We start from the raw sequence: 12,439 nt of genomic DNA on the forward strand, positions 1-12,439 counted from the left end.
TCTTTGTCGAACGAATTTCCGAATGAACGGACAAATTTGCCGGCGATCGCCTTCCCCTAAGGAATCGGTTCCTGCCTGAACGCCTCCGGCGTCGCGATGCCGAGGCTCCTGAGTTCAGGGCCGGACGAGAGCCGGTCGTAGTTCAGGAAATATTCGTCGAGCTGCGGCGGCTTCACTGATGTCCCCGCCAGCATGGCGTGCGCCTGACCGCGATGATGGATCTGGTGCAGGAAAAGATGCGCGATGAGGTCGCCGCGCACCTCGTCGACGCGGCCCTTCTCGCCGCGATCGGTCGCGACCATCCGCTTCAGGCTGTCTTCGGTCTCGGCGTCGCAGATCGCAAGCAGCTTGCGATCGCTCACCTCCTGCGCCTCGGCGAGCGACGCCGCATCGTCATAAGGCTTGAATTCGGTGAAGGCGCGCGGCCCCAGTCCGCCATTGTCGAGCGCATCGATATAATAGCGATCGACGGCGAGGATGTGATTGAGCGTTTCGTGCAGCGAGGGAAAGAAGCTCGTGCGTGTCGCGCGGAATTCTTCGTTCGAAAGCTTCGCGCAGGCGCCGAGCAGACGCAGGTTCGACCAGAGATTGTTGCGCGCCATCATGCGCATGTGAGTGGCGAGGGACATGGGTCTGCTCCTTTGTCGCGAAATGGAATAACGCGGCAGGCAGATTGTTCAATCAGTGCGCCACGCATTTGGCCGGCCGTCATCCCGGACGCGGCGCAGCATGCAATGATGCGCCGCAGATCCGGGATCGCGTTGTGATTGGCTAATCCCTTTGAGGTCCCGGGTCTGCGCCGCAACGCTGGCGCGCTGCGGCGCGCCCGGGATGACGGCAATTCGCAGGCGCGCAAAATCCCCGTCCGCTTTCGCAACGGCTGAAACTCCAACGGCTTTGATCTTCCTTCTTCTTCGCTTGCCTGCCCCTAGAGGGGGCGCGAGGCGGTGTGGCTCGCGCGACGCTGGCGGCCTCGCGCGAAAAAGTATGTTGGGAACGCCAGCCCGCCAGATCAGCGAACCGACCGCCCCGCGCGCGGCGTTTTCAGGCTTGCTCCGCAAGGGCGCGGGAAGGCGGACATTCTGGCCTTCCCTTTCTCCTGCGCAGCGCCTCCTTCTCTGTAAGAGGCTCTCCTTTCGGGGAGCCTCCGCGGTGGCCGACGACTGCGCCGGCGGTCTGTCCTTGACCGCTGCACGACCTCGCGTCTTGGGCCCGGCTCGCCGTTGGGGGGGGCGTTACTCCACCCGCCACAGCTGCCGCCGCTCCTCTCCCGCATCCCGAAACGCTCGCGAGACGCCCCGTTTGGGAGAGGATGCGATGAATGTAGGACTATAATCAGTAGGCGTCAAGTCCTATTCTGCATTTGGTGCGCGCCTTTATCCTCACGGTCGTTATCCGCCCTCCCGCCGTCATCGCCGGCCTTGAGCCGGCGATCCAGACAGCCGCTCAAACATCGCGGATGGAAGCTGGATGCCCGGCTCAAGGCCGGGCATGACATCTGGAGAGAAACAGCCCGACACGGGAGGAATCGTTCTGCTGCGGCTCGAAACTGACACAGCGCCGCACAGCGGTCTTGATTTCGGCCGAAGAGGCGCCGAAGCAACACACGCGTCAAAATCAGGGATGAATATATGGCCACCTTTATCCTGATACCTGGAGGCTGGCAGGGCGGCTGGGTCTACGAGAAGGTCGCAGAGATACTCACTGCGCACGGGCACAAAGCCCTGCCGATCACTCTTTCGGGGCTCGGCGATGCTCCCGCCCCTACAGCCAATCTCGAAACTCACATCGGCGAGGTCGCAAGCATCATGAGATCGCTTCGCGACGATCTGGTGATCGTAGGACAATCCTATGGCGGGATGATCGTGAGCGGCGCGGCCGACGCCGAGCCGCCGCAAATCCGGGCGCTGGTCTATGTCGACGCCTATGTCCCCGACTCCGGCGACTCCGTCTGGTCGCTGACGACGCCTCGTTTTCGAGATCTCTTCATAGCAGGCGCGAAGGCGGACGGACTCAACTGCGCCCCGCCTCCCCATCTCGACCCGCGATGCCGACCGCATCCGATGGGGACATTTCTCCAATCCATCACTCTCAGCGGACGTTGGCGTGAAGCGCCGCGCAAGATCTTCATCGGCGCGCATGGATGGGAAGGAAGCCCGTTCCTCGACCTCTATCAACGCTTGAGCGGCGAGCCGGACTGGTCGACCTTCTCCCTCGATTGCGGGCACAATGTCGCGCGGCTGAAGCCTGAGGCTCTGGCCGAGATATTGCTGGCTCAGGTTTAAGCAAACAACGCAATCCATCCAGAACAGACTTCACGCGGAGACGCCGCCCTTGTCTCTCGCCATATATCAGCGCGCCTGAGCTTGATCGGGCGCCCGACTATCTCCCACTATGTCACAGCGACGAGCGGCGCTGGCGACCGTCCCCCATGCCACAGCGCGCTTGTTCATCCCGAGGAGAGACAGACCATGGCGAAGAAGCACACGGCTCAATGCGCCTGCGGCGCGGTCAAATTCGGGTTCGATGCCGATCCGACCTTCGTCGCGGTCTGTCATTGCCTCGATTGCAAGAAGGCGTCGGGCGGCGAAGCCGCCACATTCTTCGGCGTGCCGGAGACTGATTTCACGCTGACCAGCGGCAGGCCGAAGGCGTTTCGCTATACCGCTCAGTCCGGCAAGACTTTGGATCGAAATTTCTGCCCCGAATGCGGCGCGAGAATCTTCAGCAGCAATCTCGAGAGTTTCCCGGGAATGGTCTTCGTCACGATCGGCAGCCTCGACAATCCTGAAAGCATCAGGCCGGTGGTCGAAATGTTCACGAAGCGCCGCCTCGAATGGGCGAAGCCGCTCGACCTCCCGCAATTCGAGAATATGCCGGGTTGAGCGCCCGTCGCGAAAGCACGGGCTAGCGATTTCGCGTGCAGACCGGGAGTGCGGCCGATCAACCGGCTTTGATCAGCGCCGGCGCTATCAAGCGCCGCTCTTCTCGACCTTCTGTTCGATCGCGCCGAAAATCGAATGGCCCTTCGCATCCTTCATCTCGATGCGCACGACATCGCCTGTCTTGAGATAGGGCGTCTGCATCTCTTCGTGGCGCAACTGTTCGACGGCGCGCTGTTCGACGATGCAGGAATAGCCGTCGCCGCCCTCATCCGCCGGCTTGCCGGGACCGCCGTCGGCGTCGCGATTGGAGACTGTGCCTGATCCGATGATCGCGCCCGCGCCAAGCGAACGCGTCTTGGCGGCGTGAGAAATCAGACGCGGAAATTCAAACACCATGTCGCGGCCTGCGTTCGGGCGCCCGAACAGGCGACCATTGAGGCTCGATAAAATCGGCAGCGAGAGTTTGCCGCCGTCCCACGCCGCGCCGAGCTCATCAGGCGTGACCGCCACAGGCGAAAATCCGCTCGACGGCTTCGCATGAAAAAAGCCGAAGCCCTTGGCGATTTCCGCAGCGGCGAGATTGCGCAGCGAGACGTCGTTGACAAGCATCACCAGCGCGATGCGATCGCGCGCATCCTTCTCGCTGACGCCCAGCGGGACATCGTCGGTGACGACGGCGATCTCGGCCTCGAAATCGACGCCATGCGCTTCGTCAGGCAGAGCGATCGGCTGGCGCGGACCGAGAAACGAGTCCGAACCGCCCTGATACATCAGAGGGTCCGTCCAGAATGTCTCCGGCAGCGACGCGCCGCGCGCCTTCCGCGCGAGCTCGACATGATTCACATAGGCGGAGCCATCGGCCCACTGATAGGCGCGCGGCAAGGGAGCGGCGCAATCATGCTCGTGGAAGCGGAAGGACGGCACGGAGCCAACCTCAAGCTGCAATGCAAGATCGGCGAGGCGCGGCGCCACATGCGCCCAATCATCGAGCGCCGCCTGCAAGGTCGCGGCGATGCCGACCGCCTCCACCGCGCGGGTGAGATCGCGCGAGACGACGACAAGCCGTCCGTCACGGCCGACATTGAGGGAGGCGAGCTTCATGGGCGGGCTCTTGCGGCTGGGTGAACTGGATAGCCCGCCAATCCCGTCCGGTCGAGCCGGCGGCTTTCAGCCGCGCCAGCGCTGCTCCAGCCGCGCGATTAGATGATCGACATCCTCGGCCGTGTGATAGGCGCCGAAGCCGACCCGCAGCCGGTCGCCGCGCACGTCGGCGACGATGTCGAGTTCATGCAGCCGCCTGTACCAGGCGTTTGCGTCGGGATGCGCGAAGGTGAGGAAATTGCCGCGCGCTTTTTCGCTGCGCGGAACGACAAGCTGCGCTTCTTCAAACGGGCCGCAGCGCCGCGCCGCGACCGCATCGAGAAAACGTTCCTGCAGGGCGACGGCGTGTGAATGCAGTTCCGCGGGACCGACGTCTTCGTTCGCGAGCCAGCCTAGCGTGGCCCGCATGCGATAGAGGCCGGAGGGATCGAAGGTCGCGCCCATGAAGCGCCAGCCATCTTCGGCGTAGGGAACGCCGCTCTGCTTCGCGCTGAGCGCGCCGAAGCTTGCGTACCAGCCGGTGTTGCGCGGGCGGGCGCCAAATCCGGGCGGCGCATGCAGGAAGCAGCAGCCCTCGCCCGCCATCGCATATTTGTAGCCGCCGGCGATGTAGAAGGCGCGATCCGCAATGCGCGAAAGATCGGTCGGGCGCGCCATGAAGCCGTGATAGCCGTCGATGACGATGAAGCGGCCGGGCGCGGATAATTGATCGACCAGCTTTTCGAGTTCGGTGAGCGCGAAGCCCGAATTGAACAGCACCTGGCTGACGAAGACCATGTCGACATCAGGCTCAGCGTGCGTCGCCGCGACGAGGCGATCGGCGAAGGTCGCGAAGGGTTCTGTCGGGACGGTGATCAACTCGATGAGGCCTTCTTCAACCAGCCGATCGCTCTGACGGCGAAAGGAATGAAATTCGCCGTCGGTTGAAATGATCTTCGTCGGCCGATCAGCGGGAAAACAGGACAGCAGCCGGTTGATGATCTCGTGGGTGTTCGGCGCGGGAACGAGCGTGTTCTCATCGGGCAGCCGCAGGATCGCGGCGATGCGCTTCTTCACGTCGGACCAGATTTCGCCGAGCACATGCTCCCACTTGTCATCAACGAGGCGCGCCGCATCGTCCCAGGCCGCAAGCTGCGCCTCGCGCGCCACGTCGGGCCACCAGTGATGGCTGTGGGCGGCGAAGTGCAGCCGGTCGCCCGACATCGCGCGAAAGATGGAGAAGCCTTCGGCGATGCGCGCCGGCAGCGCGCCCCTGACCACGGAAACCGACATGCGTTCGCCTCTCCCGATCGCTTACTTTCAGGCCGCGGCGGATACCGCCGCTTGCGCCCGACGCCAATTACTTTAAGCTTAAAACATCTGACGGAAAAGCCCGACCGGAGGCTTCGCAATGACCGATCCGAGCGCAAGCCGCATCGAGGAAGGCATGCATCTCGATCTGAAGGATCGGATGACATACAGCGCCTATCTCAACCTACCGCAGCTTCTCTCCGCGCAGAAGACGCAGACGAACGAGCATGACGAATTGCTGTTCGTCATCGTGCATCATGTGCAGGAGCTCTGGCTCAAATTGACCGCACATGAGCTTGGCGCGGCGATGAACGCGATCCGCAGCGACGACCTCTCCTTCGCCTTCAAGGCGATGGCGCGCGTGACGCGCATCCAGGAGCAACTCATCCAGGCGTGGGACGTGCTCTCGACAATGACGCCGGCGGACTATCTGAAATTCCGCTGGTCGCTCGGCCCTGCGTCGGGATTCCAGTCGTATCAATACCGCCTCGTCGAATTCCAGCTTGGCGCCAAGGACGCGAAGATGCTGCTGCCGCATCGCCACGATCCCGACAGCCATGCGATGCTGGAGAAAGCGCTTCACGCGCGCAGCATCTATGACGAGGCGCTGGCGCTGCTGGCGCGGCGCGGGCTGCCGGTTCCCGCCGATGCGGTGGAGCGCGATTTCAGCGTCGCGCGCGTTTTCGACGAACGCGTGCGCGACGTCTGGGCCGACATCTACCGTCAGTCCGAGCGCTATTTCGATCTCTATCAGCTCGCGGAAGAATTGATCGACATCGAGGACTGGTTCCAGCAATGGCGCTTCCGTCATGTGAAGACGGTGCAGCGCATCATCGGCTTCAAGCCGGGCACTGGCGGCTCCTCCGGCGTCGGCTATCTCAAGACCGCGCTCGACCGCTCCTTCTTCCCCGAGCTCTGGGACGTCCGCACGGTGCTATGATCCGGCGGCTTGTCTCGTCCCCTATCGCTGGCCGGGCAAATATGTTTCAGACGGGGCAATCATCGAGGAAACGCCCCATGACCGAGAGCCAGAAAAGCGTCAGCCGCCGCAACATTCTCGCCGCGTCAGGCGCGGCCGTCGCAGGCGCAACCGCCATCGCCGCCCCCGCCATCGCCCAGTCGGCGCCCGAGATCAAATGGCGCCTGACATCGAGCTTCCCGAAGCAGCTCGACGTGATCTATGGCGCGGCCGTTGTGCTGGCGAAGACCGTCAGCGATGCGACCGACGGCAAATTCCAGATCCAGACCTTCTCCGCAGGCGAGATCGCGCCGGGCCTGCAGGCGCTTGACGTGGTGCAGTCCGGCGCCGTCGAATGCGCGCAGACGCCGGTCTATTTCTATTCAGGCAAGGACCCGGTGCTCGCTTTCGGCACGGGCACGCCGTTCGGCCTCAATGCGCGCCAGCAGCATGCATGGTGGCATCATGGCGGCGGCGCCGATATCATCAACGCGTCGCTCGCGAAGTTCAACGCGATCGGATTCGCCGCCGGCAATTCCGGCACGCAGATGGGCGGATTCTTTCGCAAGGAGATCAACTCGGTCGATGATCTCAAGGGGCTGAAATTCCGCATCGGCGGCTTCGGCGGCCAGGTGCTGGCGAAGCTTGGCGTCGTGCCGCAGAACATTGCGCCGGCCGATCTCTATCCCGCGCTCGAACGCGGCACGATCGACGCGGCGGAATTCGTCGCGCCCGCCGACGACGAGAAGCTCGGCCTGCACCGCATCGCGAAATACTACTACTATCCCGGCTGGTGGGAGGGCGGCGCGGCGATGCATGTCGTCGTCGGGCTCGACGCCTGGAACAAGCTGCCGAAAAATTATCAGGCGATCTTCCAGGCGGCGTGCGAACTCGCCAACAACAACATGCTGAGCCGCTTCGACGCGCTCAATCCCGCTGCTTTGCGCCGCATGGTCGGACAGGGCGCGGAATTGAAGCCGTTCCCACTGCCTGTCATGGAGGCGTCGCTGAAAGCCGCGAACGAGCTCTACGCCGAAATCGCCGCGAAGAATGAGAGCTTCAAGAAGGCGCTCGACAGCTACAACGCGTTCCGCGCCGAGAGCCTTCTTTGGTGGCAGGTCGGCGAATTCTCGTTCGACAATTTCATGGTGCGCACCAGGGGCCGCGCCTGAGTCTCTGGCTGCGCCTAAATCCGGAGTCGCGCGCGCCGCGCGCGGCTCTCTCGAAGCGGGAGTTAGGTCGCCCGTCGATCGCTAAGTCGGAGACGTCGCAGGCCGGACGTGACCATGCTTGAGATCAGGCCGTTCAGACCCGTCGATCTGGAAGAGCTCTACGCCATCTCGCTGGAAACCGGCCATGAGGGCTGCGACGCCTCTCATCTGTACGAAGATCGCAAGCTGATCGGCCATATCTATTCCGCGCCCTACGCCGTTCTCGAACCGGATCTGGCGCTGGTCGCCGAAGATGAAATCGGCGTCGCCGGATTTGCGCTGGGCACGCTGGATACGAAAAGCTGGCGCGAGCGGCTTGAGGCGGATTGGTGGCCAAAGCTTCGCCGTGAATATGCTGATCCAGGAGCCACCCCATCAAGCGATTGGTCGGCCGATCAACGCCGCGCTTTCGCCATCCATCATCCCGAGAGCCCTCCCCACGAAGTGATCAAAGCCTACCCCGCGCATCTGCATGTGAATTTGCGGGCGAGAATTCAGGGGCGCAGCGTGGGTGCCCTGCTGGTTTCGGAATGGATGACGCGCGTCCAGAGACATGGCGCCGTCGCTGTCCATGTGGGAGTGAACCGGGCGAATGAGCGAGCCCTCAGGTTCTGGTCAAATCAAGGCTTCGCGCGACTGTCTTCCGGGCATAGCGAAGCCGGCAGAACCATCTGGATGGGCCGTCGCTGAGGCGTTCCGCGGGCCAAGTTGCTTGCCTTGCCCACAATCCTTGACGGCCAACGCGAAGCGCCTAATGGTTGCATTTGTAACCATTCCGATTCAGGGGCTCATGTCGACTGCGAAACGCATCCCGGCCGGCGGCGCGCAGCGCCGGCTCGATCTCGATCGCTTCCTGCCCTATCGCCTGAACGTGCTCGCGGCGCTGACCAGCGAAGGCGTGGCGCGGCTCTATTCCCGCCAGTTCGGCGTCTCCATTCCGGAATGGCGCATCCTCGCGACGCTCGGCGATCAGGACCGGCTGACCGCGCACGCCATCGGCGCCCACAGCCAGATGCACAAGACGAAGGTGTCGCGCGCTGTTGGCGACCTCATCAGCCGCGGCCTGGTCAGGCGCGAGATCAACAAGAACGATCTGCGCGAGGCGTTCCTGTCGCTCACCGGCGAGGGCCGCGCGGTCTATGACGCGATCGTGCCCTTGGCGCTGAGCTATGAGGTGCGTCTGCTGGAGGATTTGAGCGACACCGAGCGCGCCGCGGTGGAAAGCGCGATGTCGACGCTGACAAGGCGGTCGCGGACGCTGCTTGAGGAAATCAAGCGCGAACAGGGCAACAGCGAAGGCGGCTGAAACTCCGCTCCCGCGATCAGGAACTCCGGAGGTCCGGGCGCGTTCGGCCCCTATTCCCGCCGGAGGAATCCTCATGCACAGCCGCCTTCTCATCGGTTCGGCCGCGATCGCGCTCGTCGCCGCAGGCGCGAGCTTCGCGCAGACGCCGCCCGCAAGCCCGCCGCCCAATCCGCCTCCCGCGACCGTGGCTCCCGCCCCGGCCCCGCTCCCCGCGACCACGCCCGGGCCATCGCGGCAGGATCAGGCGACGATGGCGCCCGAGCGCGCCGGCCCGACAGAGAATCAACTCGCCGATGAAATCGACGCGCGCATCGCCCAGCTCAAGGCGAGCCTTCGCCTCAGCCCGGAACAGGATGGGAAATGGGGCGACGTCCGCGACGCTCTGCGCGAATATGGCCTCGGCGTCGTGCGCGGCCGCCTTGCCCTCGACGAGGAAACCGGGCGCGGTCTCAACCGCGAGCGCCGCGGCGACATGACCCGCAGCGACATGGCTGACGCACCCGACGCGCGCCCGAACGATCTCGCTCTGATGCGTCTTGAGGCGGACGACATGGCGCGGCGCGCCGATGGCTTGCGCAAGATCGCCACAGCCGCCGAACCTTTCTTCGGCGAAATGAATCCACGCCAGCAGCGCATGCTGATCCGCTTCATCGATGACGGGTTCGACAGGATCGGCCGCACGCGCCGCAACTGGTAACGAAGCGTTTACCACCTCTGCCGCCTCATGGCGCGCCGCCTGCGCGAGGATGATGATCTCTCGCGCGGGCGTCGCCTGTCATCGGGCCCGGAAATGAAATTCAGGCTCACTCCTCTGCTGGCTGCGAAGGCCGCGCTGCTGTTCATCGCGGCGGCGCCTGCGGCCGCCCAGACCGCATGCCAAATCGCGCGCGCCGAGCTCGCCGCTTTCGATCGCAGCAGCGCCGCGTCGGGCGGCGGCGAGTTGTCCAGATGGATCGCCTATTATCGCTCCATCGGCTGCGACGCCGGCGCGACGCCGATGTTCGCGCGGCCGCCGAATTGTCGTCAGGTCGAAGCGCAGATCGCGCGGCTGCAAGCTGGCGGCGGCGGAATGAGCGATGCGCGGCGGCGTGGCGCGCTCGTCGCTGACGTCGAGACGCAATGCAATACGTCCGCTCTCTCGGCGACATCGCGCAATTTCGAACCCAATGACAGTGGATCGCGCGTCGTCATCGATGATCAGGATCAGCGATCGGCGATGGAGCCGCCGAAGCCGGCGGGCCTCGGCCGCGCCATGTGCGTGAGAAGCTGCGACGGATTCTATTTCCCGCTGCAATCGAGTCCCGGCGGGCGCGAAGGCGCTGATGAAATGTGCCAGGCGCTGTGTCCGGCAAGCCAGACGCACGCCTTCTTTCTCGACAATGGATCATCGATGGATGCGGCGACGGACAGCCAAGGCGTGCGCTACGCCAGCCTGCCGCGCGCCTACCAGTTCAGGCGCACGATTTCCGCGACGTGCGGCTGCAAGAGGCCGGGCGAGACATGGTCGACCACGCTGAGACGCGCTGATGAAATCAACGGCCCGCAGAATGGCGAGATGGTCGTCGGCCCCGACGGGAAAGCGCCGGAGGAAAAAGTCGATCTTCGGCCATCAAGCGGGCCGGTCGCGCGGGCGGTCCCGCGCAGGCGCCTTCAGGCGATCGACCCCGAACCCCTGCCTGAAAATCCCGAGCTTGAGCCCGAATATCTCCCGCCGGAGCCAAAGGGCCTCGTGACGATGACGCCGATCAAGCCGGCGCCGCGCAAAGACGAGCCGCCGGCCGCGACGCAGGCCCTGCCTCCGCGTGGACCCGTGCGCACCGTCGGCCCGAACGTTCACGTCGAAAAGAATCTGCCGCGCGCGAGCGATTAGGCGTTCAGTCCCGGCATTCGTTGGATTGACCGGAGATCAGTTCGCTTATCGAACCATATTGATATGCTGCGCCGCCACGAGCCGATGTCGTGAGAGCGATCACTTTCCATGCGCCGCGCCGACCGCCTGTTTGACATCATTCAAGCTTTGCGGAGTTCCGCCCAGCCTTTGACCGCGAGTTGGCTGGCCGCCCACCTGGAGGTGGGAATCAGGACGATCTATCGAGATATCGCCACGCTTCAGGCGCGACGCGTGCCGATCGAAGGCGCGTCCGGCGTAGGTTACATGCTGCGTCGCGGGTACGACCTGCCGCCACTGATGTTCACGCCTGACGAAATCGACGCGATCGCGGTCGGAGTACGAATGGTGCGTCGCCTGCGCGACAATGAGCTGCAAAGCGCAGCGGAAAGAGTTCTCTCCAAATTGACGACCGTCGTTCCCGAATCTGTACGGCCGTCGCTGGCGTCTCCCCGCATTTGGATTTCAGACGGCAGCGCGTCGGCGCAGGTCGGTTTCGATCTTGCCGACCTCCGCAATGCTATCCGCACATCGTCCAAGCTGTTGATCGGCTATGTGGACAAGGCCGGAGAACGGTCGGCCCGTATTATCCGCCCGGTGGCCATGGTCTACTACGTCGATGCAACCCTGGTTGCTGCGTGGTGTGAACTGCGCGGCGATTTCAGGCATTTCCGCATCGAACGGATCGAAACCTGCACGGTTCTGGCCGAGAGCTTTGCGACCGAAGCGCCTCGCCTCATGGCGGAATGGCGACAATATCACCTCAAGGAGGATGCTGTTCCGCAATAGGGGGCTGCGGCTCGTTCAACTGTGCTGACAGAACGCTGTCAGTGGGCTTCCGCTATCGGTCTGCGCGCAGAGGACGATGCGCAGATGCAGAGCGATAGCGATACACGGTCATGGCTTGGATCGGCGCTCGTCGCCGCGTCGGCCGTCTTTTACAGCATCGCGGGTTTTTTCACCCGGCTGATCCCGCTTGACGCATTCACGACATTGTTTTGGAGAGGCCTGTTCGCGGGCGGGTTTGTTTTGCTCTTCATCATCGTTAAGCAGAAAAAGGCGACGCTCCAGACGATCTGGGCGATCGGATGGTCAGGTTTGCTCGTAGCCTTTCTTTCGGCGTTCGCGACTGTTTGCTACCTGAGCGCCCTGAAAATGACCACCGTGACGGAAGTCATGGCGATCAACGCCACGAGCCCGTTCGTAAGCGGAGCGCTCGCCTGGCTCATCATTGGTGAAAAGGAAGATTGGAAATCTATCGCCTGTAGCTTGATCGCGCTCGTCGGCGTCGCGATCATGGTCAGTCAGAGCACAATGTCAGGCAACATCGCCGGCGCGCTATTGGCCCTCGCGATGACGCTGTCGCTTGCGCTGATGATCGTGATCATGCGTCTCAAGCGATCGATATCGATGCTTCCGGCGAGTTGCCTGTCGGCCTTTCTTTCGGCGGCGATCGCCTGGCCCTTCGCCGGCGACGCGGCGCCGTCCGGCGAGACGATGTGGCTCCTCATCCTGTTCGGGGTCGTCCAGTTCGGCCTCGGGCTTGTCCTGCTCACGATCGGCACGCGCCACATCTCCGCGTTGCGCTCCTCGCTCATCAGCAGGGTGCAAACTGTGCTTGGTCCGATCTGGGTATGGCTCGCGTTTGGCGAGATTCCCCCTGCGACGACGCTCGTTGGCGGAATTCTTGTCGTTGGGGCGGCCGTTGCTGCGGTGCTGCTCGCCAGCACCAGACCGCGAGAAAAGAATGCATGAGACGCGAGGGGCGCAGCGAGCGCAAGCGATCGGCCTGAAATGATC

At 63.6% G+C, this 12,439-nt stretch carries 13 protein-coding genes; 10 read left to right on the forward strand and 3 right to left on the reverse strand.

What is annotated here, in order from left to right; genetic code table 11:
- Nucleotides 1-56: 56 nt before the first annotated feature.
- On the reverse strand, nucleotides 57-629 hold the full coding sequence (locus tag L8F45_RS13505; protein WP_342358405.1) for a DinB family protein: 573 nt from the start codon (nucleotides 627-629) through the stop codon (nucleotides 57-59).
- Between the two features lie 1,002 nt (nucleotides 630-1,631).
- Between L8F45_RS13505 and L8F45_RS13510 the strand changes: the two genes are divergently transcribed.
- Nucleotides 1,632-2,285 (forward strand): alpha/beta hydrolase, encoded by a 654-nt coding sequence (locus tag L8F45_RS13510; protein ID WP_342358406.1) that lies wholly within the window; start codon nucleotides 1,632-1,634, stop codon nucleotides 2,283-2,285.
- A gap of 186 nt (nucleotides 2,286-2,471) precedes the next feature.
- Nucleotides 2,472-2,885 carry a GFA family protein gene (locus L8F45_RS13515; protein ID WP_342358407.1) on the forward strand — a complete coding sequence of 138 codons (414 nt, stop codon included), beginning with the start codon at nucleotides 2,472-2,474 and terminating at the stop codon, nucleotides 2,883-2,885.
- An 87-nt stretch (nucleotides 2,886-2,972) separates the two neighbouring features.
- Here L8F45_RS13515 and L8F45_RS13520 read toward each other — a convergent pair whose 3' ends face one another.
- Both L8F45_RS13520 and L8F45_RS13525 read right to left on the reverse strand, forming a co-directional pair.
- On the reverse strand, nucleotides 2,973-3,986 hold the full coding sequence (locus L8F45_RS13520) for a fumarylacetoacetate hydrolase family protein (protein WP_342358408.1): 1,014 nt from the start codon (nucleotides 3,984-3,986) through the stop codon (nucleotides 2,973-2,975).
- A gap of 66 nt (nucleotides 3,987-4,052) precedes the next feature.
- Nucleotides 4,053-5,258 carry an aminotransferase class V-fold PLP-dependent enzyme gene (locus L8F45_RS13525; protein WP_342358409.1) on the reverse strand — a complete coding sequence of 402 codons (1,206 nt, stop codon included), beginning with the start codon at nucleotides 5,256-5,258 and terminating at the stop codon, nucleotides 4,053-4,055.
- Nucleotides 5,259-5,376: 118 nt separating this feature from the next.
- Here L8F45_RS13525 and L8F45_RS13530 point away from each other — a divergent pair, with 118 nt between their 5' ends.
- The 8 genes from L8F45_RS13530 (at nucleotide 5,377) to L8F45_RS13565 (ending at nucleotide 12,394) form a co-directional block, all read left to right on the forward strand.
- The gene (locus L8F45_RS13530; RefSeq protein ID WP_342358410.1) at nucleotides 5,377-6,216 is read left to right on the forward strand and encodes a tryptophan 2,3-dioxygenase; all 840 of its coding nucleotides are present in this window, start codon (nucleotides 5,377-5,379) and stop codon (nucleotides 6,214-6,216) included.
- A 77-nt stretch (nucleotides 6,217-6,293) separates the two neighbouring features.
- Nucleotides 6,294-7,406 (forward strand): TRAP transporter substrate-binding protein, encoded by a 1,113-nt coding sequence (locus tag L8F45_RS13535; protein ID WP_342358411.1) that lies wholly within the window; start codon nucleotides 6,294-6,296, stop codon nucleotides 7,404-7,406.
- A gap of 114 nt (nucleotides 7,407-7,520) precedes the next feature.
- Entirely contained in the window at nucleotides 7,521-8,135 is a 615-nt protein-coding gene (locus L8F45_RS13540; protein ID WP_342358412.1) for a GNAT family N-acetyltransferase, read from the forward strand.
- Between the two features lie 64 nt (nucleotides 8,136-8,199).
- Nucleotides 8,200-8,751, forward strand: coding sequence for a MarR family winged helix-turn-helix transcriptional regulator (locus tag L8F45_RS13545; RefSeq protein ID WP_342358413.1), 552 nt, complete (start codon nucleotides 8,200-8,202; stop codon nucleotides 8,749-8,751).
- A 73-nt stretch (nucleotides 8,752-8,824) separates the two neighbouring features.
- On the forward strand, nucleotides 8,825-9,448 hold the full coding sequence (locus L8F45_RS13550; RefSeq protein ID WP_342358414.1) for a hypothetical protein: 624 nt from the start codon (nucleotides 8,825-8,827) through the stop codon (nucleotides 9,446-9,448).
- Nucleotides 9,449-9,475: 27 nt separating this feature from the next.
- A complete protein-coding gene (locus tag L8F45_RS13555) occupies nucleotides 9,476-10,621 on the forward strand; it encodes a DUF2865 domain-containing protein (protein WP_342358415.1) in 1,146 nt (381 codons plus the stop codon).
- Between the two features lie 108 nt (nucleotides 10,622-10,729).
- Nucleotides 10,730-11,428 carry a helix-turn-helix transcriptional regulator gene (locus L8F45_RS13560; RefSeq protein WP_342358416.1) on the forward strand — a complete coding sequence of 233 codons (699 nt, stop codon included), beginning with the start codon at nucleotides 10,730-10,732 and terminating at the stop codon, nucleotides 11,426-11,428.
- Nucleotides 11,429-11,512: 84 nt separating this feature from the next.
- On the forward strand, nucleotides 11,513-12,394 hold the full coding sequence (locus L8F45_RS13565; protein WP_342358417.1) for a DMT family transporter: 882 nt from the start codon (nucleotides 11,513-11,515) through the stop codon (nucleotides 12,392-12,394).
- Nucleotides 12,395-12,439: the final 45 nt, after the last annotated feature.

This window comes from Terrirubrum flagellatum, from assembly GCF_022059845.1.
GTDB lineage: Bacteria > Pseudomonadota > Alphaproteobacteria > Rhizobiales > Beijerinckiaceae > Terrirubrum > Terrirubrum flagellatum.